Annotated in this window: 15 protein-coding genes; 1 reads left to right on the top strand and 14 read right to left on the bottom strand. The window is 51.7% G+C overall.

Going from position 1 to position 20,753, the window contains the following annotated elements; genetic code table 11:
• Positions 1-2 precede the first annotated feature (2 nt).
• From MKX51_RS15735 to MKX51_RS15675, 13 genes are all read right to left on the bottom strand, one after another.
• Entirely contained in the window at positions 3-1,145 is a 1,143-nt protein-coding gene (locus tag MKX51_RS15735; RefSeq protein WP_340993078.1) for a hypothetical protein, read from the bottom strand.
• Positions 1,142-1,399 carry an acyl carrier protein gene (locus MKX51_RS15730; protein WP_340993077.1) on the bottom strand — a complete coding sequence of 86 codons (258 nt, stop codon included), beginning with the start codon at positions 1,397-1,399 and terminating at the stop codon, positions 1,142-1,144. Before MKX51_RS15730 ends, MKX51_RS15735 begins: the two co-directional genes overlap by 4 nt.
• Positions 1,383-2,927 carry a class I adenylate-forming enzyme family protein gene (locus tag MKX51_RS15725; protein ID WP_340993076.1) on the bottom strand — a complete coding sequence of 515 codons (1,545 nt, stop codon included), beginning with the start codon at positions 2,925-2,927 and terminating at the stop codon, positions 1,383-1,385. The genes MKX51_RS15730 and MKX51_RS15725 overlap by 17 nt, the downstream gene beginning before the upstream one ends.
• A complete protein-coding gene (locus MKX51_RS15720; RefSeq protein WP_340993075.1) occupies positions 2,924-4,720 on the bottom strand; it encodes an ABC transporter ATP-binding protein in 1,797 nt (598 codons plus the stop codon). Before MKX51_RS15720 ends, MKX51_RS15725 begins: the two co-directional genes overlap by 4 nt.
• Positions 4,707-6,080 (bottom strand): glycosyltransferase family 4 protein, encoded by a 1,374-nt coding sequence (locus MKX51_RS15715; protein WP_340993074.1) that lies wholly within the window; start codon positions 6,078-6,080, stop codon positions 4,707-4,709. The genes MKX51_RS15720 and MKX51_RS15715 overlap by 14 nt, the downstream gene beginning before the upstream one ends.
• Positions 6,031-6,990, bottom strand: coding sequence for a DUF6005 family protein (locus MKX51_RS15710; protein WP_340993073.1), 960 nt, complete (start codon positions 6,988-6,990; stop codon positions 6,031-6,033). Before MKX51_RS15710 ends, MKX51_RS15715 begins: the two co-directional genes overlap by 50 nt.
• A gap of 1 nt (position 6,991) precedes the next feature.
• A complete protein-coding gene (locus MKX51_RS15705; protein ID WP_340993072.1) occupies positions 6,992-7,267 on the bottom strand; it encodes an acyl carrier protein in 276 nt (91 codons plus the stop codon).
• 23 nt (positions 7,268-7,290) lie between these two features.
• A complete protein-coding gene (locus MKX51_RS15700; RefSeq protein WP_340993071.1) occupies positions 7,291-7,572 on the bottom strand; it encodes a phosphopantetheine-binding protein in 282 nt (93 codons plus the stop codon).
• The gene (locus tag MKX51_RS15695; protein ID WP_340993070.1) at positions 7,565-8,713 is read right to left on the bottom strand and encodes an AMP-binding protein; all 1,149 of its coding nucleotides are present in this window, start codon (positions 8,711-8,713) and stop codon (positions 7,565-7,567) included. Before MKX51_RS15695 ends, MKX51_RS15700 begins: the two co-directional genes overlap by 8 nt.
• A 266-nt stretch (positions 8,714-8,979) precedes the next feature.
• Entirely contained in the window at positions 8,980-14,316 is a 5,337-nt protein-coding gene (locus tag MKX51_RS15690) for a sugar-binding protein (protein WP_340993069.1), read from the bottom strand.
• Between the two features lie 650 nt (positions 14,317-14,966).
• On the bottom strand, positions 14,967-15,401 hold the full coding sequence (locus MKX51_RS15685) for a DUF4259 domain-containing protein (protein WP_340993068.1): 435 nt from the start codon (positions 15,399-15,401) through the stop codon (positions 14,967-14,969).
• A 55-nt stretch (positions 15,402-15,456) separates the two neighbouring features.
• Positions 15,457-16,683 carry a macrolide family glycosyltransferase gene (locus MKX51_RS15680; RefSeq protein WP_340993067.1) on the bottom strand — a complete coding sequence of 409 codons (1,227 nt, stop codon included), beginning with the start codon at positions 16,681-16,683 and terminating at the stop codon, positions 15,457-15,459.
• 69 nt (positions 16,684-16,752) lie between these two features.
• The gene (locus MKX51_RS15675; RefSeq protein ID WP_445322069.1) at positions 16,753-18,117 is read right to left on the bottom strand and encodes an MFS transporter; all 1,365 of its coding nucleotides are present in this window, start codon (positions 18,115-18,117) and stop codon (positions 16,753-16,755) included.
• A 424-nt stretch (positions 18,118-18,541) separates the two neighbouring features.
• On the opposite strand from MKX51_RS15675, the gene MKX51_RS15670 reads away from it, so the two are divergent.
• The gene (locus tag MKX51_RS15670; RefSeq protein WP_340993065.1) at positions 18,542-19,285 is read left to right on the top strand and encodes a suppressor of fused domain protein; all 744 of its coding nucleotides are present in this window, start codon (positions 18,542-18,544) and stop codon (positions 19,283-19,285) included.
• An 84-nt stretch (positions 19,286-19,369) separates the two neighbouring features.
• Here MKX51_RS15670 and MKX51_RS15665 read toward each other — a convergent pair whose 3' ends face one another.
• Positions 19,370-20,719 (bottom strand): FAD-dependent oxidoreductase, encoded by a 1,350-nt coding sequence (locus tag MKX51_RS15665; protein WP_340993064.1) that lies wholly within the window; start codon positions 20,717-20,719, stop codon positions 19,370-19,372.
• Positions 20,720-20,753 lie beyond the last annotated feature (34 nt).

Raw genomic sequence — 20,753 nt, 5'->3', positions numbered from 1 at the left:
CTTCATTCTCCTTCTTCATTTGAGGAAATACGGCAAATAAAGGACGGTATTTTGCCGCTGACAGGATTGGCTTCGAGCCTGGAGACGGTTTCGATGGACAATTTCACCGGCTTGCCCGCCGCTTGGTGAAGAAAAGCGGATAGCTTGGCCTGCACGTCCTCGAACTCGCTTGGCGAGGCTTCAGTCGCCAGCCGGACGGAAAAAGAGGTGTACGTATTCTGCACGATCTGAAATTGGCGGACGCCTCTGGCTGCAGCAAGCTCCCAAAAAAACTTGTCCAAATACCGGAAGACGGCGGAATGCACCTGCGCTCCAGGCAGCCGGATCTGGGATGTTCGAACGGGAAGCAGTTGAAGAAGGAGACGGCCGGTTTCAGGGTTCCTGCGAATACTTCCGATATCCCCTGTCCGGTAACGGACATAAGGCAGACTCCTCATGATCAGCGAGGTGACCAACACTTCGCCGAATTCCCCCTCCTCTACATGGAGTCCGGAAGCCGGATCAATAATTTCCACATATACGGCGGACTCATCGATTTCCAGTTGGCCGCTCTGGCCTGCGAATGCGATACACCAGAACTCTTCCAAACCGTAATAGTCTACGCATGGAACGCGGAACACCTCTTCGATCCGTTCTTTCTGGGAGCCATGCAGCGTTTCGCCCCAGTTCTGGGTAAACAGGAGGGAAGACGGCAACGAATATCCCCCGTCACGCATATATTCAGCCAACGTGCAGAGAGCGGAAGCTCTCCCTTGGATAAAATGAGGATCTTCCCTGATCATCCGTTCTGCATAATGTCTAAGGGACCTGGGCTCCGCCAGCAGACGGTTGCTCAGCAGCAGCATCCGGTGCCTGGACGGCAGCCCCCATTTTTTTCTATGCTTATACAGGGTCAGCGAGAGTGTCCATATCTCCTCCGGGGTTTTCACGCAGCGGAACGGCACTCCGGTAGTTCCTGAGGTGAATGATTCGATCACCCGTCCCGCACCGGGATGTTCGAAAAGAGCGCGGTTGCCTGCGATCAAGTGTTTGTCTGTAATCGGCAGCTGATGGAAATCAACGTCCGTATAAGGGTTATAAAACGGGTACGTCCGGCGCAATTCGCCGGCCAGCTCTTGCAAATGGCCCGGGGTGAACACCTTCATGAAGCCACCTTGCGTTCTACAAAATGCAATACGGCCAGGACGCTTCGGAACGATTCCGGGCGAATATCGTCCACCTCCAGCTCAAAGCCGAATGTATCCTCCAGAGCCGACAGAAGCTCCAGGATTTGAATGGAGTCGATTCCCAGATCATCTACCAAAGCATGGTCCAGCTCGACCTCGCTTGTTAGCCTCTTGGCCACAGCGGCTATCGTTTCTCTCACCTTAAAGAGTATATCTTCATGCTCTATGGACATGTTCTTCCTCCTTCACCATAGATTTCAGGGCTTTGCGATCCAGCTTTCCGCTGGCTGTTCTGGGCAGAGCCGTAACGAAGCGGAATTCCCTGGGACGCAAGGCCGGGGATAAGCGTTTTACGCACCAGGCATGCAGCTCCGGGCTCTTGACAGGCTCTGTGGAAGCTGCGGATACTATCACGGCAATCAGACGATGTCCCCATTGAAGGTCTTCTACGGCCGACACAGCAGCGTCCGCCACCCCAGGCAAGCTCAATAGGACGCTTTCGACCGCTTCCGGGTACACCGTGTGTCCCCCGACAAGGAGAGCGTTATCGGTTCGCCCGGTCAAGTGCAAATATCCATCCTCGTCCAGATACCCGGTATCCCGGGTATGCAGGCCGAGGTGGCCTAGGATCTCGCGGGTGCGATCCGGATCGTCATAATAGCCGATCATCACATTCGGCCCTCGAACGACCACCTCTCCACTCTCCCCTGTTGCCGCCTTTCTTCCGTCCTGAAAGATGGCCAGCTCGACGCCGTTAATGGGTATCCCGGCGGATTGCGTTTTCGTCCTCAACTGAGTGTAGGGCAAATACGAGACGCGCGGAGATGCTTCGGTCAGTCCATAGGAGGGCGTCAGCCGCACGTGAGGCAGACGGTCAGCCAAACGAAGCAGCATGACGGCAGGCATCGGGCCGCCGACAATGAGCATCTGCCGGAGCGTGAGCAGATCCTCCGCCGCCCATTTGGCGGAATGGATTAGAGGCAGGATCGCAGACGGCACAGTGCATAAGAAGGTCACCTTATTCGTACGGACGCACTGGATCATCTCGAAGGGATGCACGAAGCCCCCGCTTAGAACAAGATTGGCACCAGAGGCCATGGCGGCGAACCATTCCCCAACAATGGTCGAGCAATACCCCAGGGACTTCGAGAGCAGAACGATGTCCTCGTCGCACAGAGTCGTGTACTCCAGGATTGCGTCCACATTGGACAGCATGTTGTGGTCGCTCAGCATGATCCCCTTCGGCTCTCCCGTCGAACCGGAGGAGAGGAATATCATACGCACGGCCTCTGGCGGCGTGTACCGGCGTACCGGCCGCGGAGCGGCGCTGATTCCTGCAACCGGTCCGCTTGCCATACCTGCATACAGGCAGAATGGCAACTCTTCCCCTTGCATGTTCCATTCCGCGAGGATTGGAAACTTCTCTTCCGAGACGAACACAGCTTCGGGTTCAAATTTGCGGATGAGGCGGAGCATGTCCTGTCCTGGCATGTAGCTGTGGATGGGGAGCGGAATGCCTCCCGCCAAAATGATTGCCCCGATGACAGCCAGACACTCCGGCGTCGGAGCCATCCAGACAGCCCCGATAAAATTCGGACGCAGCTGCGCCTGCTTCAGCCGTTCAGCGAGAAGGTCCATGCGGTTTCCGAGTTCCGCATAACTTGTCCAATCGGACTCGCCGCTTCGTGCCTTGTAAGTGATTCCCCGGTCATGCCTTCGTGCACGTTGAAACAATTCCCTGAGGGTGCCTGTGCCATTCATACCGGAACCCCCTCTTTATAAGATGCCTGTCCGGCCACAGAGGTATCGCGCTCGAAGGTCGATGCCATAGCATAATACTCAGCCGATTGCTTCATGAGCTCTTCGTGGTCGCCTTCCGCCACCAGACAACCGTTCTCCATCACCAGAATACGGTCCGCGTTCATAATGGTTTGCAGGCGATGAGTGGCTACCAGAATCGTCTTGCCCGCCATGACTTGGCGTATGGAATCCATAAGTTCAATCTCCGTAAGCTGGTCCAAGGCGGAGGTCGGTTCGTCCAGGATAAGAATATCGGGATTGTGCAAGAGGGCACGCGCAATAGCCAGCCTCTGCCGCTGTCCGCCGGATAGCTGGAAGCCTTTATGGTCAATCTTCGTGTTGAGTCCTTCCGGCAGTTGCTCCAGCAGAGCTCCGAGCCGCGCATTCAGGGCTGCTTGCCTGACCATCTCCTCCGTCGCGTCCAGCTTCCCGACAGCAATATTTTCCATAAGGGTGCCCCGGAACAAGTAAGGCTCCTGGAACACGATGCCAACCTTGCGGCTGATCGCACTGCGGGTCATCTCCTCCAGATTCTGTCCGCCGATTCGAATTTCACCTTCGAGAACGGGCATCATCCCGATAAGCGCGCGGAAAAGGGTGGATTTCCCAGACCCGCTCCGCCCGACGAAAGCATACACCTTGCCCGGAGACAGCGACAATGATAGATCCTTCAAGATTTCCGTTCCACCGTACCCGACGCGCAAACTGCACACTTCGATACCGGACGGCGTTGCTTCAAGCTGAGTCTCCCTTGCAGGCGAAGCCTGCTTCCTCTCGTTTTCCGAATAGGGATCGATCGGGGTCTGGATAAATTGCTCAATTCTGCCCATTGCAACTTCCGCTCCTTGAAGCTCTCTGAAAAAGTTGTTAATCTGCTGTACCGGATTCAGAGCGTTCTGCAGATAGGTTACGGAAGCAACCATCATACCAACGGTCATCATTTGGTGGAGCACCTGATCGCTGCCGATCCAATAGATGGCAGCCAGGATCAGGCTAATCACGAAACCGCTGATTTGAAACGACATAACGGCATACAGCGTTTCCCGGGTGCTGGCCTTCACCAGCCCCTTGTACATCGTTTCATTCCGCTTCCGTTCCCATCCCTCTAGTCCTAAAGCCCGGATTTCCTGTGAACTTTCGATCGCTTCATAGAGATAGGTTCCGATCTCTTCATTATGGGTTCGAACGGCGGACGAATAACGCGCCACAGGGTTGCGGAACAGCCCTGGCACCCATAAGAGGAAGGGAATGCTAAGCGTGGCAACGATGCCAAGCCGCCAGTCCATATAGTACAGGATTCCGAGGGATATCAGCATCATAAACAGCTGTGAGGTAATCTCGACCAGGATGTGGTTGAGGAAATTTCCCATCGTAGCTGTATCCATCCCGAGCAAGGCCGAGAATTTCCCGGGTCCTTCCTTCTGAATTTCCGGAATGGGGATCTGCCGGACATGCTTCAACAGCTCGTTGCGGATATCCAGCATATTACAGATGCCCAGATAGCGGAACAGACCTACCCGGATAAACAGGAACACGATGGAGAGAACACCTATTCCCAAGGACAGGCTAAGCAGCGGGACAATCAGCTTGCGGTTTCCGCCAATCAGCACGTGGTCGATCAGATAGGCGAAGATTAAGGGCTGAAGCATGACGAGTCCCAATTGCAGGAACGTGCAAACATAAGCAATCAAGGTAAAATTCCATTTGATCTTCACGTAGGGAGCAAGACGTCGGAACAGTTTAAACGTGTGCATGATGGTTCCTCCCGGCAAAATGTTGAATAAGCGGCTTCACCCTGCGCATCCATTCCTCCGTGTCACCCTGCGGCTGCCAATCCAGAACCGACAGCGGCGATTCACTCAAACAGCCTGCCGCTTCCAATAAGCTGCAATGATAGATTTCGTTCAGCGTTCTCATAGAAGATTCCAGCAGGGCGGTCTCCTCCGCCTCATCCGCTATCTGTCCAAGGGGAGCATTCAGGAGCCTCCTGATCTGCGGCATGATGGTCCGATAGTCGTACATTAGAGCGCCACGCCGCGCTCCTTGCGAGAGATTGTCGTGAAGCTTCTCATCCAGCAGAACCCCGGTGCAGCTGCGAACCAGCCCGTCCAGATCTATCTTCGGATGTTCACCGGACCAATCTACCTGGACGAAGGAACCGTCCTCGCCGTCAACAAGCAGCTCCCGGAAACCGTCCCAGTTGGTGCAGACCACAGGAAGACCGTGGGCTTTCGCTTCCAGGAGGTTGAAGCCAAACGTCTCTCCAGGATCGGTGGAGAGGTTGACCAGAAGCCTGGATTCCCGGAACAGGCGGTCTTTCTCGCTCCCGTGGACGGGACCTGTAAACTCCACGGTTTGCTCCAGTCTATATTCCGCTACGATGGCTTCAATCCGTTCTTTATACCGGTCCGCTTCCTGCAAAGACCCCGTATATTCTCCGGCAATCGTCAATACAGTGTCCGGGACACGCTGCTTTATTTCCGCCATAGCCTCTAAGAGCACATGAATGTTCTTTACCTCTTCCAGCCGGCCGATGGATAACAGACGTTTACCGGGAAGCGGCCGAACCGGCTCCGCAGCCAGCAAGGTGTCGATGCATAACGGGATCTTATGGGCATGCGCATACCGGGGTGAGAGATTCACCAGCGCCTGTCTGCAAGATTCCGTACTGGCAAGCAGCACATCCTGTTCTGTAATCCAAGGCGCACAGGACAGCCAAGTTGTTAACCAACGGGCGGATGCGACGGAATGGGCGATAACCATGAAGCGAAGCGGAAGCTTGGCGAAGCTCCGAACCAGCATCAAGAAAGGCATGAAATAAGGAGCGTTCACATAAAGCGTATCGATTCCGTATTCCTCGCATAATCGGGCCAGCCGCTCCGAGGCTTGCGGAAGCGAAGACATCGGCTGCTTGGAGAACTGGCGAAGCGAACCCCCGAAGATCTTGGCGAAGCGTACCGGCGGAATGCGGATGAGCTCCGTATATTCAGCCAGATACCCTGTCCATTGGTCATCAATCACCCGTTCGTTCAACCGGGGGGAATGGCCGTCGAAGCAGCCCACCCTAGGTCTGCACTCCGCATGCAAATCGGGGTTTCCAGCGATGATAGACATCGATCAATTCCTCCTTCAGCTGTTGCTCCGTCCTGTGCAGCTGCTCCACCTTATCCACCAGCAGTCCGATTTCCCCGGTTCGTCCCGGCATGGATGTACGGATCGCCAGGTATGCGAGCGTACTCCACATTTTTATGAATCCTTCCAGCTGCTCCTGATACAGCTCCGTACCTTGATTAAGCGCTTCCGAAAAATATTGATACAGCAGCCCGTAGCTGTATTTGCGTTTGGCGAGGATGCCGAGCTGGGATAAAGAATCCTTCAAGGTCCCGGGCGGATACATGCCCGGCGACTCCACCGTCTGCATAATCCTTCGCCTCACCATGCCGGTTAGCGATCGTTCACCCGGATCGGTCTCTATCGTATCCTCGAAGATTCTCGCCACCTCGTGGGCGTCCGGCGCATGGAGCCATTCGGGATGAAGCAGCAGTCCCCCGCCCAGTTCATTGCTCAGAAAAGCATCGTGTACATGGCTCGCGGCCAGTAACCCTTCCCATTCAAAATAGCGGTCGTATACCACGAATTGATTGCCCCGCATTCCGTGTACGATGACAAAATGGGGCTGATGCATGGTTTGAAACGTTCTTTTTTGATAGGGCATATGAAACAGATCGAGCTGTACCAAAACAGGAAGCTCCGGATGACGCCGCAGGACCTCCAGAAACTTCTTCAGGTTGACGAGTTTTTCGGCCCCGTAATCATACCACTCCAATGCCCCTTCCCCGTACAGGCGGGTGAACAGCCGCAAATATTCGGACGGTGTGATGTCCGCTGAGAAATAGGTCAGCTTGCCGTCCTCCGTAACGCTGAATGGCGCGTCCCAAGCACCGATATAGAGCGGACGATCATCCCATCCGGCTTGCTCCAAGCCATAACCGAGTCCGTTCAGAAAGCAATGGGCTTGCTTCACGTCAAGCCCCGGTTTTAACGGCCCGTTTGGCCAATATGCGTTGTGAGATCAAGCGCGCGGTGGCGAAGTTCTCCTGCAGAAGCTCGTCGTCCTCGTAAAAAATCTCATACTGCTGTTCAATCTGCATCATCAGGTTGACCAGCAGCACCGAATCCACGCCTGCATCCTCTAGCGGTGCGTCCCCATTCAATTCCTCCGCCAGCTCCGGTCTGGAGGTCAAATCGGCCACCCGGTCAATCACGAATTGTACGATATCCTGTTCATTCACGTTAGTCATCATATTCATCCTTTTCTATGATCTTAAGATTTGGTTTCCACTTGGGCGATGTGCTCCCCCTTAAGGGCGTGGATGAAATCGACTAAAGAACCGACCGTTTGGAAGACGGCAGGGTCCATCTCCTCCTCGGGCACAGTTACGTTGAACACTTCCTCGATGTATACCACCAATTGGAGTACCATGATCGAATCTACGTTTAAGTCTTCGTACAGCCGGTCTTCCTCTTTAATGACGTCCGGGAGAGAGAGCTCCAATTGTTCGGACATGAGCTGCCTCAATTGAGATACCGTTTGTATCTTATCCATGAATACCATACTCCTCTTCTACCAATTGTTTTCGCATAACCTTCCCTGTACCCGTCTTCGGAATGTCCTCCGTAAAAGCAATAAAGCCCGGAACTTTATAAGCAGGCAGAAACCGCGCGCACCACCTCTTCACCTCCTCCTGAGACAGCGCATCGCCCTTCCGGACGATTCGAGCTTTGACCGCTTCCCCCCAGACGGGATGCGGAGCCTTGTGCACGACAGCTTCCTGAACGCCGTCCAGCCTCCGGATGACATCCTCCACCTCGGAGGGAGCTACCTTCAGTCCTGACACATTAATCAGATCATCCATCCGGCACTGAACATGAAGCCTGCCGCCGATCCAATATCCCATATCTCCGGTATGAATCCGGCGTCCGCCTGTGGCAATGATTATTTCATCCGGCTGATCCCGGGTTCCGGCTCTTTCAATGGCCATATGCTCCAGTAACATCCCGGCATCCGTAGAACCGGAGGGCCGGTCGCCAAGCGAGATGCAGCCCGCCTCAGAGCACCCGTATTGCTGGATCACCTCCACACCTGCACCCCCAAGCCTGTTCAGCAGTTCTGCAGACATCGGGGAACCAGAGGATACCAGCTTTCTAAGAAGCACCTTCTCTCTCATCAGACTGAGCAGAATTTGAAAGAGGAAGGGCACCGCATACACCACATGGCGATCATGCTGCTGCATGAGATGCAGGGCGAACTTGGGGTTCTTGTCCGTCACGATAACCGGCTCGACTCCGCGCTTCAGTGCGGAAAGCATGCCTGTGATGAATCCAAAGGAATGGGAGACGGGCACCAGAATGATCGGTTGATCCTCCCCGCTGCAGGGCAGCAGCTTGTTGTAGGCCTCGATTTCCATTTGCACATGAGACCAAGACCGTTCAACTAGCTTGGGAGCGCCGGTCGTGCCGGAGCTGAATTGAAGCAAGGACGGCTCCCCATTCATCCGATCCAGGCGTGAGTGTAGCGGGTGAAAGACGGCGCTGCCTCCTGCTTCGGTCAGCAGACCCGTACAGCCTGCGTCTTCGGCTTGACGGAGAGCGCTTTCAATCGGGGTATCGCCGTTGATCAGAAGCACCGAACCCTCATTCCTGATAATCAGCTCCGTGGCGGCCAGAATATTCGCCGGTTCCTTCATGCATACAGCTGTCCGCCGTTCCTTCCAAACCGAGGAACCCAATAATGCGTATATCGCATTTATTCGGCGTTCCAGTTCATTCTGGTCATAATGTTCTTTATTAACTATGAACATGGGGTCTCCTTTCCCATGAGATTTATTTACTTCTTTAGGTATTTTCGCCACATATCGACGTTTTCCTTCTCTTGTAATCAGGATTGCTGAAAAAGACCCTTCCGGCTGGATCTTGCCCAGCCGGAAGGGTCCGCATGTTTCTGTTTACGCTTTTACTTAGCCAGATATTCGATGAGCTTTATAAAGATAGCAGCTACTTCAGCGCGGGTGGCGGTAGCTTGGGGGGCAAAGAAGTTGTTCGGCTTGCCTGATACAATTCCGATGCCCTGCTGTGCCTGAACGGCCTTCAACGCCCATGAGCTGATCTGACTCTCGTCCGCAAAGGATTTAGATTGGCTTTCAGGTATCTCATAGCCCTTGTACTTCATGTAATTGTACAGCATCACCAGCATCTGCTCGCGTGTCAACGGTGAATTGGGTTCAAACAGGTCTGCGTTTATACCGTTGACTATGCCGCTTTCGGCCGCCCACTCGATTGCCGCCGTGTACCACTGCCCATCCGTCACGTCGCTAAAACGGGAATTCGTGTAGCCGGAGCGGTTAACATTCTCCAGATTGGCCAGTACCTGCACGTACATCGCACGCGTCATTGAAGTGCCCGGTGAGAACGTCGTGTACGTCGTGCCGTTGAAAAGACCGTATGTGTAGGCGGAGTTTACGTAGCTGTAGAACCAGTCGTCCATGTTGACATCCCTGAATGGATTGCCAGACATCACGAGGAAGCCCAGCGGGGTGTCGTCATCGAACACAAATTCCGTACCCTCATGGATGTTCAGCGACATGCCTTTGTCTAAGCCGGCACTCGCGCCGCCGTGTAGTGTCACTTCGGCGCTCTTGCCCGCCGGAAGGGTCACCTTACCTTTTGAGTCTATCGTCGTACCTTCGTGCACCTTAATCTTCGTCCCGCCCTTGGTCACAATCTCGCCGCCGCCGGGCAGGGTGGTGTTGCCGTTCTTGTCCGTGACCGCAGGCTTATCCTTTGGTGTAATCACTGTGTAGGTCGGCTTCAACGATCCAGTGACTGTCCCGGTGCTGGTATTGCCGCTATTACCGGTATTGCCCGAACTGCTGGTATTGCCCGTATTGCCACCAGATGGATTGGGGACGCCCGTTTTTCTCTGCGCGAACATCCAATCAAAGACGTCAGTGTAGTCATTGTTCCAAGCCGGCAACTTAGAGGACTGCGCCGTAGGCTTAAGGCTCCACTCCTTGTTGGAACCTACATTGGACAAAGTATCTGTGTAGCCTGAAATATTGTTCCACAGAACGGAAGCTTCCATCTCATGGCCGGAAGGAATCCAATTGGTTCCATTAACAGGTGCTTCCGCCTTTGTCCATTGGTCATAAGGCCACACGAATATTTCATTTCTGTCGATGAACGTGTGCCTGGCGTTTTCCAATAGGGGCATTATATTCGCTATATAAGTTTCCGCCCCTGTTTTTATTGTTGAAGAATCAGTTGTGTTAACGAATGACCAGTATGCAAAGTTTTTAAGCGTTTCGGCTTGTTTCGCGTTGATTGATGGTGGAAAAGACATGGGCGCTGCGGCTGCGAGCAAATCGGGATATGTCGTCAGGAAAGTATTCGTATAAGCGGATCCCATAGAGAAGCCTGCCATGTAAATACGGTTGGGGTCAACAAGTCCCTTACTTACGAGATCATCGATATAAGCCTTTAAGGTAGCGGGTGTTGCCTGAACATTGTTTTGCGCCCGCAAAGCGATGATATGACTAGCGTATTTAGCGTTCTTCTCCATTTTTTTCATAAGCGCGGTGGCTCCGTTGGCGGACCTGATGGGCGCGAAGGTATCCCCGTCCTGTGTACCGCCGCGGGTAGAACCGTGAGCGTAGATGTAAAGGGGAAGCCCTTTTACCGGAACGCCGTTGCCGTCCTTATGAATATAGAGTCCATACTGCATCGCTTCCGCTTTGTCAATTTTGGGACCCACTTCAAATTTGTCGATGATTTCATTAACGGTACCTGACTGTGCGAAAGACGACTTAACAATGGCAGCCTTGCCATCAAGCTTGATATCGCCACTAGATACAATGTTGTAATTCTGGATGGTGGATTTGGATGCTTCCAAAGTGGACTGTCCGCCGGTTAATGTCCAAAATTCCAATTCTACAACGATGTAGCGGCCTTTAGTTAGTCCAGCCTGATAATCAGGGGAGTTCTGGTTCACACCTTTATACCCTCTGGGTCTAGGTTCGTCATTGACGTATACTCTATTGACGGTGCGTGTGCCTTGATATGCCAGGTTACCGTCCAGCAGAGTATTCCTCGCCGAGACTGTAAACAGGTTTGAACTAAGATCGGCACCCGCAGCTTCATTTCCCGCACCCAGATCGATGATAACGGCTGTGGTAAATTCTCCGGTGGCAAAGTTATCGTTATATACGATAAAGTTAAGTAACGTTGCGGCCGGATCGGGTTTGAATGTAACATGGATTACCTTGTCATCGGTGTTCACGTTTTTCAAGGTATAGGTATTATTTGCAATCTCTACAGATGCACCATTTACAGTTACGGTATCCACGACATAACCGCTGATCGGAGTGAATGTAAAGGATTGGCTTCCGCCGTCAGCTACCCGAATCAAACCGGATGGCGAGATGGTGCCGTTTAATCCTGCCGTAGCGTTAACGGGGTGCCTGGATACCGTGGAGCCCCCAAGCAGCAGCAAGCTATTCTTGAAGCTGTCAGAACTGCCATAACCCGCGTCGGGCTTACCTAAAGCGGATACCACCTCATAACGGTCATTCCCCGCACCCGTTGAGTTATTGATGTACACATCAAACGTAATCGGGGAATTGCTCGTGAATTCAACGGTTCTTCTAGGTATCTTCACTTCCGCGATATACCCGGTGTCCGTTCGTTTAACCGAACCGTCGCGGCCCGCAGCGGTTTGACCTGAGAAAATACCGCTTGCGCCAATACGCCACTGATTTGAGCCACTTTTTCCGTCACCGACATAAAATTCCACGCTGTCGGTCATGTACTCAGTGCCAGGCGTGTGACCGGCGCACACATTCGGGTCTGTAACCACAACGCGTGCATACAGAAAGTCTTCGTCCCAAAATACTTTGGCTTTGCCGGTAGCCTTGGGGCCTATCTTCTGGTCGGGTGCGCTACTTTTGTTTATGTCAAACTCCACAGCTTGTTCCCACAGTTTGTCGTTTGTGCCCAATACAGGTGAACCGTATCCGGCAACAGGCCGATGGTTTGCTGCGGTCTGCGCAAACATCCAGTCAAAGACGTCTGTGTAGTCATTGTTCCAAGCCGGCAGGTTAGAGGACTGCGCTGTTGGCGCTATGCTCCAAGTCCCCATCGTTATGTCGTTGTAAAGAACCGCCGCTTCCACTTCGTGTGCCACTGAATCACTCAGGACAGGTGAATGGTTCGGATCCGGTTTCTGATTCGGCTGATCAAATTGATTGTAAGGCCATATAAGCGCCTCATTGCTCTCAAAGCGCGAAGCTCTCGCATTGATCATTTTCGGCATATTAACGGTTATGAAGTTAGTGAGGTTAGTCTGGTATCCTCCAAGGTTGTGCTCATTGATAAACATCCAATAGGCCAGGTTGGTGTGAACGTAGTTGGCGTTCGCGTTAGGTGAGCCGCTTACCGGAGACATAGGTGCGGCGGACGCAAAAAAGCCGGGATAAGCGTTAACTAAGCTGTTTGTATACTGACCGCCCCATGAGAAGCCCGCCGCGTAAATACGGTTGGGGTCTACTGCACCGCTGGCAACCAGGTCATCAATAACCTTCTTAACATTGGCTGTGGAGGGAGTACTCGTGCCATTATAGGAAATATTCAGGATATGGCTGGCGTATTTCTCGGGATCTTTTTCCATTTTCTTCATCAGAGCGACCGAGCCGTTGGCGGATTTCATAGCCGCTTTGGGGTCAGTCGCAGCACTTGTGCCGCCGCGTCCCATGCCGTGGGTATAGACATACAGCGGCAAGCCCCGCGACACCTCACCGTTTCCATCCTTGTGAAGGTAGAGCGCGCGATTGACCGAATTGCCCGCAGGGGCTGTAAATTGGTCAAGGATCGGATTTACAACTTTTTCCTGTTCAAAAACCACATAGTTAAGCGGAGCCCCTTCTGTCAGTACGAGCTCGCCGTTTTGGACGACGCTGTAAACCTGTTTTGTTGAGTTCATGCTGCCATCCAGCGTTATATTGCCGCCGCTCTCTGAATAGAACTCGAGCTCAACTACGATGTAACGGCCGCGTTCCAGTCCGTCCTGATAATCCGGTGAACGGCTTACCGTCCCCAGATAGCCGCGTACCTTCGGTTCGTCATTGGCGTATACCCTAGTGATCTTGCGCGTCCCTTCAAAGGTTACCGAGTCGCCGTTCAGGGTCGTGTTCCTGGCCGAGACGGTAAACAAGTCCGGATTAAGCTTGGAGCCTTCCGCCATCTTCCCTTCGCCTAAGTCAATGATGACAGCCGTCGTGTACTCGCCGCGGGCGAAGTTGTCATTCCATACAATAAAGGGGAGCAACTCCGCGGTCGAATCATTTTTGAATGTCACTTGAAGGGTATGGTTAGCGGCAACATTTGAAAAGGTATATGTGCCATCATCGGATAGAGCTGCGTCCTCTCCATCTACCTTTACGGTGTCTACAATTTTGCCGTAATCGGGGGTAACCGTAAAGGTTTGGTCTGAGCCGCTAGCTAATCTCAGAACATTGCCGGGTGCGTTCGGCGTTATCCGGCCGCCCGATTCCGCCGTGGCGGTGATTGAGAATCTGTCGTCCGCTCCACTATCGGCAATGAGATTCAGGCTGTTTGTATAAGAAGCAGCATTGTTGTAAGCCGCGTCCGGAGTTCCGAAACAGGAAACGACTTCATAGCGGTCACCGCCCTTTTCCGACGAGTTATTGATATAAACTTCAAAGGTAAACGGGCCTGCCTGCAAGTTCAAGGTTCTTTTAGGTATTCTCATCTCCACGATATATCCTGTGTCCGTGATCTCAGTCCACGCGGCTCTGCCCGGAGCGTTTTGCCCTGAAAACACGCCCGTCGCACTGATGCGCCATTGATTCGCGCCTTGGGTTCCAGCGCCGGCATAAAACTCCAGGCCGTCGAACTGATAATCATTGCCGGGTCCCTGATATAGATTGCTGTCCTCCACGACTACACGGGCATACAGGTAGTCTTGGTCCCAAAGGATCCTGGCTGTGCCTGTGGAATGGGGCCTGGGGTCGCCGGGCACAGTGCTTTTGTTGATGAGATGCTCCATTGTTAGGGCCCACAGCGGGTCGTCTGACCCGAGTTCGGGAGTTCCATACATGGCGGTCGGTGTTTCATTTGTCTGCAAGCTTGTAAGAGCTGTAGAACTGCTGTCGCCATTAAGTGCTTCTGTATACTCGTTGTTGTCAGTGGCGGCGGCAAAGCTGGCAGGCATTAGTGACGCCACCATTAGCAAGCAACAGAGGAACACGAGCACTCTGCAAAATCGTTTTGACATCATTGAAAATCCTCCTTTTTTCGATCCGTGCACCCACGGCTTACCCCTATCGTAAACACCAAGGCTTCAACAGCTTACTTCATCGCAGCGGATATAACAGCGCTTTCATAAGTTCCTCCTCCATAAATTAGTTGTTATTTCACCCTATGTAGAATTTCACAATTTATTCAAGTATCAATCTGCAGTGTTGTTATCGAATGTTTATCCTCTCCTGATAATAAAAAAAGAACCTTTAAAATGTTTAAGGGTTCTTTTAATTATTTTTTAGTTTTCAAAACTTCATGATGTAGTTCATACCTGCTCCTTTTCTCTATAACAATTCAGTTCATCATGCAACATTTGCGGCATGGCCCTGAGCGTTCGGTAATTCTGTTCTTCAGGAGTAACGTGCGGTTCACTGAGCAGCCAATGTCTGGTCATATTGGAACAGGCAAAGGCATGGTAGTTCAAGGAAAATTGCAGATCTTTCAGTACAGGAGATTGCACGCCTTGTGACCATGAAGCTAGAAAAAAATTTGCCGGGTAAGTCTGTGAATGCTCCAATAGGGAAGCTACTTATGATGAAGCAGGCTTTCCTCTCTCCTATTGGACTCAAAAGCGCCGCAACCCTATCATACGGATTGCCGCGCTTTTGTCCTCATTCAATCACCCTACTACGATTCTTTGGCAAGCCGCGCTTCCAACTTGGAAATCAGCTGCTGTACATGTGCCCGCCATTCGTCCCAGCTTGACGATTCGTGCCATAGTTCCGCCAAATCGCCCTCGCACTCCCCCTCAATGTCAGTCCAAATCACATTCAAATGCTCCAGCAAAGCCCCCAGCGCGGAATGATCGGCCGTGAATGCCCGTACTTGCTTCAAGGCGCGTTCTTCCTCCTCATAACCGTAATCCAAACTGCCATTCTCTTGAAACTCGATATACAGCTCCGCGAGGGCGAGCACTGTTCCGTCATAAAGGAAATCATCCTCACCAAACTTCGCCATCAGCTCACCCAAATCCAACGTGTCACGAGGAAGCAAGTCCTCGATCGCTGCCACCAGATCCAGCCCTTCATCACTTTCCAATGCTTTGATTCCCCATGCTCCCATTCGATCCCCCCTGTCACTCTCGTCTCTTCATTATATGGAGCGTGTCCAATGCACGTCAAATATTAGCAATCACAGCCATATGACTCATAATCATTGCGGCGGCCCGCTTATAACCGCCGGACTGCCGTAAAGATTCCCCGACGAGGCAAGCCTGCTGTTTATATAATGGATTGCTTAGGACTTCTAATACTGCCTCTCTCATATCAGTTGCACTGAGGTTAAGTTTATTTAAAGTGATACCCGCCCCCAGCTCCTGTACCCGATTGGCTACAAGAGGCTGATCTGACGTTAATGGAATCATCACCAACGGAACGTTGTAATATAGCGCCTCACTCGTACTATTCATTCCGGCATGTGTGATAAAAACATCGGTATGCTGTAGCATATGGAGCTGTGCAACGTATGGCATGACGATAAAATTAGGAGGAATTTGATCAGCCACCGGCTCCATATCCGTGTATCTTCCTGAAGATAGAACCACATTCACCGGCATATCCCCAAATGCTTCAAAGCAAAGCTGATAGAAATCAAGGTTTTTATTTAAAATAGTACCCATAGCAATGTACACGGTATGGGGGTAACGTTCACGAAGCAGCTCAAACGGGAAGATCTCAGCATCTTGACGCGGTATGATCGAAGGACCTGTGAAAATAAAACGATCGTCCAGTTTTTCTGCATGTGGCTGAAAATAACGGCTTGTGTACACAAGCTTTAACCGGCCTGTATGTGCCGGAATCTCTTCCATGGCGGGAATACTCACTTGATACTCTTGTGCTAACTCCCGTGTTATCTTCATCGTAGCCTCATACAGCTCCTTCGTATTCGTATCCATCTCCTTCTCATTCATATCTCCGCCAGTCCCCAACGGATCAACGAAAGCAAAGGAGGCAATCGAACATACCGCGGGAATCCCTAGTTTTTCGGCAAGAATAGTCCCTCCCCAGCCCATCAGTGAATCAAAGATCAAATAATCGAACTTTTGATCGCCGATCACTCGAAGCACCTCGGGTATAATCCTCCGAATGATACCGGCTACCATCATATAAATGAACTGATAAGGATGACTGTACTCCTGCGGTTTTAACACCGGATCATGAGAAAAGGCATCTTGCGGAAATGGATAGGTTATGAGCATAGCTCCAGTTTGTTCAATTCGGGAACGATACTCCTCCACGCACACATAGACAACTTCCTCTCCACTGTCAATCAACTGGGTAACTAATCCTAACGACGGATTCACATGGCCTTCAGCCGGAGTAATGACCACTAATACACGTGCCATTTTATCTACCTCCCAATGCAATTTATCCTCCGTTCTTCGTGATGTGTTTAGCGACGTGATGGTCATCCGTTACATGGGAAGTTTCTCTTTCGACTGGATGTTCGGATGATGTTCCTGATGAACGAGTTCGGTGATTCGTAGAGATGCCAGGAAACTGAATAAGACCCATAGTAATTGGAGTGTTAGCACCATCACCACTCCTGTCGATAGGCCCCACTGTAAAGTTTCGGACAAGGCGATTAGAGCGCCGCCCACTCCAATGCTTACTCCCATATAGAAGGAATCCACAAATTGCAGATTCGCAGACATATCTCCCTCTTTCCCGGGCACCGCATGTTGTAAAGCAATGGCTGCAGTTGTGGGATTAGCCAATCCAACACCGAAGCCGGTAATCATTTGCGAGAGCAGGATGAGTATAATTCCACCTTCCGACAACAGAAGGGCCAGGATCACAAGTACAGTCCCGGCGATCATAATCCCGATACCTGCCATAACTCTGCCCTTTCGGCCATAGCCTTGATCCCGTACATCAAGCTTCGCCTGCAGCCACGCTGCGGCGGACCAGCTCAAAGAACCTGCTGCGACAATGAGGCCGGCGAGGTCAGCTGATAACCCCTTTACTTCCGTTAGTGCCAAAATTACAAAACTCTCCGTTGTAAAATAACAAGCCACATACAGCCCTCTGGAAACCAATGTGGCAGGCAATCCTTTTTTCACCGCAAAAGTGCCCTTAGGCAGAAGTATCCGCATTTGTGGGATCATGACGACTAAACCACCCAATGTTAGTAGAATTCCTGTCCAATCGGTTATCATCCCGAGTCCTGTGAGTAATAGCCCCGTTCCAATGGCAAGCACGATCGCGTGAAGAGTCTTCGAGTCTGCTTGTTGCGCCGGACCCGTCAGCACTTGCCGAAGTTGCAATGCACGGAAAGCGCGGAATGTGAGACTCAACGCCAAGCCAATCAGGGGTAAAACAATCCAGAAAACAAATCGCCATGACATATAGGAGGCAATTAGACCTGCCAGGTAAGGTCCTATTAAGGAAGGCAGAACAAAGGCCATGGAGAATGCTGCTAAAATCTGAGTACGCAAAGCATCCGAATAATGCAGCGTCACACAGGTATAAATGCATGTGATCAGAGCTCCCGCTCCAAAGCCTTGAAGGGCTCTTCCTGCAATAAGCATGTGCATATCAAAAGAAACAGCCGCAACCACGGTTCCCAGCACAAAAATACTAAACGACACGAGCAAGGAGGTAAAAACGCCGCGCTTGTCAACCAGCTGACCTATAACCAAGGTTCCAATAAGCTGGGATAACAAAAATGCGCTGAAAATCCAACCGTATAAATGTATTCCCTGCAAGCTTTGTGCCATTGTCGCAGCAATAGTCGTAATAGCGAGCCCCTCGAAAGCTACGGTGGTTAGAACCAGCATAATACCAATCGTCAACGCCCTATGTTGCCTGTCAAAAATCCCAATCTGATTGTTGTTTGTCTCCTACACCTCCATAAAAGTATTTTGGAAAAAATAACCTTTTTTATGATCTGAATATACAATAACCGTTATACTTTGTAAAGTAAATTGTTTAAAAAGTAAATTAAATTATTTAAGTATCCCTGTTGTAATCATTCAACGTTGTATCACATTCAATGATTTTCGGAATCCGAGTACAGCGTTTCTTGTCCTGGTACATAAAAACTCTCTGGTTAATACACGACCATTGTGCATGCATATCCTTTGTAATTCGAATCGATAGACCCATCGCTCCGGGGCTATGCCTTTTGTTATACTTTCAAGTGAGGCTTCAAACCATCTATATTCATTTCGCACTTTAACCCACACAGAGGAGCGCAAGGACATGAACTTTTTCAAAAAGCTGTTTGGCGGCAATGCAATGGGCCAATCGGAAGACGGTACCACCATTTATGGTTATGACGCTCTGGATGAGCAGCAGATTACCCCTCCCTCCAATATTTTGTACATGGAAGATTTAAACGACCATTTCAATCTGGTCTTTCCCAACCGGGAAACCGGCGTGTTCCATGAACTGATTTCAGACATCGTACATATTGATGTGAATATTATGGAGGCTACACCAGATGAGCGATACCGGGTGCTGTACACCAATGGGATGAGCGATCTGCCGATGACCCTCCCGCAGGAGATCCGTGAAGAGTACAAGCATCTGGAACGCGCGGAGCTGATGATGTTTTTGCCGGCGGACTGGCCGCTTACGCAGGAGGATTTTGAAGTGGAGGAGAACTACTGGCCGATCCGGCTGATGAAGATGCTTGCCCGATTCCCGCATATGTATCAGACGTGGCTTGGATATGGACATACGATCCCTAACACTGAGGATTACAAGCCCTATGCGGATAACACTGGGTTGTCAGGCGTGATCCTGTATGCTCTGCCGGAAGAGGTTAGCACCATCCATACGAAAGATGGTAATCAGGTTCAGGTTTATTTCCTGGTCCCCCTGTACCGGGAGGAAATGGAGTTCAAGCTGGAATCCGGCATGGACGAACTGGTTGACAAGCTGTTTGAGCTTCCAGAGGATTTCCTCGTTCTGAATCCGAATAGACGCAACGCTTGTAAATAACTGCCCGGAAGAACGGGTTAGAAACAGCTTTAAAAGGCTGAGCCTAAGTCAAGGATATGACTTTGGGCTCAGCCTTTTTATTTCCTAGTAAAGCTCATTGATCTGCTCTCCTAACCATGCGCCTTGGCGGACAAGTCTGCGCTGCAGCTCCTTGATGTCGATACTGCGCGTTTCCCGCGTGCCTGTCTCGGTCAGAATCGCTGCGGCCGTCCCGGAGGCTTCGCCCATTGCAAAGCAATTCGGCATGACCCGGGTGGAGCCTTGGGCCGCTCTATCGGTTGATATCGCTCTGCCGGCTACGATGACGTTCTGAATGCCGACCGGAAGCAAAGCGCGATAAGGAATGCCGTGCGACTCTCCCGGCGATAGACGTACCATCGTCATACCGCTCGTAGGCTTTGCCATATGAATATCAATAAAGTAAGCATTTCGGGCAATATCGTCCGGGAACGAACGGCACGCCAGAAAATCGTCGGCGGTGACGATATAATCGCCGATGATCCGGCGGGTTTCCCGAATGCCGATCTGTTCGCCCGTCAACGTCAGGAAAGCGTTTTCGAATCCGGGAATTGCTTCCCTCAGCCAACCGGTAATGTGTTCAACAAGCGCGCGGCCTTCGATTGCTCCGCGGGTCAGATCATCCGTATTTGAACCGTCAATCCCGAATACATGCCCGAAATTGAAGCCTGCCGTATGATTGTTTAGCCAGGAAATACCGGCCCAATCTCTCGCGACGCGCAGCCGTCCTTCACGCTTCGCCTTGTTGATCGCATGTTTCAGATCGTGACCGTGCGTCTCAGCACTTGAGAGAAATTTGTTCCGGTCCAGGTTATTCAGAACGAAGCACATCGTCCCCGGCTGCAGCTCTCCATCATCTCCACCTTTGGCGAACTGCCCGCCCGCAAGATAGGTAAGATCCGCATCGCTCGTTGCATCAATGTATATCTTCCCCTTCACCGCCTGGGTTCCGGTCTTGTTGGTAATGACCGCCGCTTCAAGGATGCCGTCCTGCTCAAGAACTTGACCGACGAACGTATGATACAGCACTTTAACGCCAGCCTCCATCATCTTCTCGTCCAATAGGCGCTTTAGAATTTCCGCATCAATGGGCACCCAATCCAGCCGGTCCTTCCATGCTTCCTGAAACCTCTCCTCCATCTTGCTCTTCATATCAAGCAGAATTTCCAGCCCAATCCCACGGATGACCGGCTTGATCTGATCGGTATACGGGCAAAATGCAGGAACCTGAGAGACTGTCGCCATGCCGCCCAGGTATCCCCTTTGCTCTATCAGCAATACGGATGCCCCGTTTCTTGCCGCTGCGAGCGCTGCCGCTACTCCTGACGGTCCTCCTCCGGCAACGACAACATCCACTTCCGTGTAGACAGGAATATCGCGCTCGGGTATTTTAACGGTTAGTGCCATATCGGTCATTCTGACCACCTCCACCTGATTTCTTCCATTGCAG

Source organism: Paenibacillus sp. FSL M7-0420 (assembly GCF_038002345.1).
Taxonomy (GTDB): domain Bacteria; phylum Bacillota; class Bacilli; order Paenibacillales; family Paenibacillaceae; genus Paenibacillus_AQ.
This window is presented reverse-complemented; position numbering and strand designations above follow the sequence as displayed.

What these genes read in the sequence shown, in the direction of transcription:
- MKX51_RS15675 (WP_445322069.1), bottom strand. Translation starts at nt 18,117, where the DNA reads ATGCTGGTTCTAACCACCGTAGCTTTCGAGGGGCTCGCTATTACGACT.
- MKX51_RS15715 (WP_340993074.1), bottom strand. Translation starts at nt 6,080, where the DNA reads ATGTCTATCATCGCTGGAAACCCCGATTTGCATGCGGAGTGCAGACCT.
- MKX51_RS15720 (WP_340993075.1), bottom strand. Translation starts at nt 4,720, where the DNA reads ATGCACACGTTTAAACTGTTCCGACGTCTTGCTCCCTACGTGAAGATC.
- MKX51_RS15695 (WP_340993070.1), bottom strand. Translation starts at nt 8,713, where the DNA reads ATGAAGGAACCGGCGAATATTCTGGCCGCCACGGAGCTGATTATCAGG.
- MKX51_RS15665 (WP_340993064.1), bottom strand. Translation starts at nt 20,719, where the DNA reads ATGACCGATATGGCACTAACCGTTAAAATACCCGAGCGCGATATTCCT.
- MKX51_RS15730 (WP_340993077.1), bottom strand. Translation starts at nt 1,399, where the DNA reads ATGTCCATAGAGCATGAAGATATACTCTTTAAGGTGAGAGAAACGATA.
- MKX51_RS15670 (WP_340993065.1), top strand. Translation starts at nt 18,542, where the DNA reads ATGAACTTTTTCAAAAAGCTGTTTGGCGGCAATGCAATGGGCCAATCG.
- MKX51_RS15725 (WP_340993076.1), bottom strand. Translation starts at nt 2,927, where the DNA reads ATGAATGGCACAGGCACCCTCAGGGAATTGTTTCAACGTGCACGAAGG.
- MKX51_RS15685 (WP_340993068.1), bottom strand. Translation starts at nt 15,401, where the DNA reads ATGGGAGCATGGGGAATCAAAGCATTGGAAAGTGATGAAGGGCTGGAT.
- MKX51_RS15705 (WP_340993072.1), bottom strand. Translation starts at nt 7,267, where the DNA reads ATGACTAACGTGAATGAACAGGATATCGTACAATTCGTGATTGACCGG.
- MKX51_RS15680 (WP_340993067.1), bottom strand. Translation starts at nt 16,683, where the DNA reads ATGGCACGTGTATTAGTGGTCATTACTCCGGCTGAAGGCCATGTGAAT.
- MKX51_RS15700 (WP_340993071.1), bottom strand. Translation starts at nt 7,572, where the DNA reads ATGGATAAGATACAAACGGTATCTCAATTGAGGCAGCTCATGTCCGAA.
- MKX51_RS15690 (WP_340993069.1), bottom strand. Translation starts at nt 14,316, where the DNA reads ATGATGTCAAAACGATTTTGCAGAGTGCTCGTGTTCCTCTGTTGCTTG.
- MKX51_RS15735 (WP_340993078.1), bottom strand. Translation starts at nt 1,145, where the DNA reads ATGAAGGTGTTCACCCCGGGCCATTTGCAAGAGCTGGCCGGCGAATTG.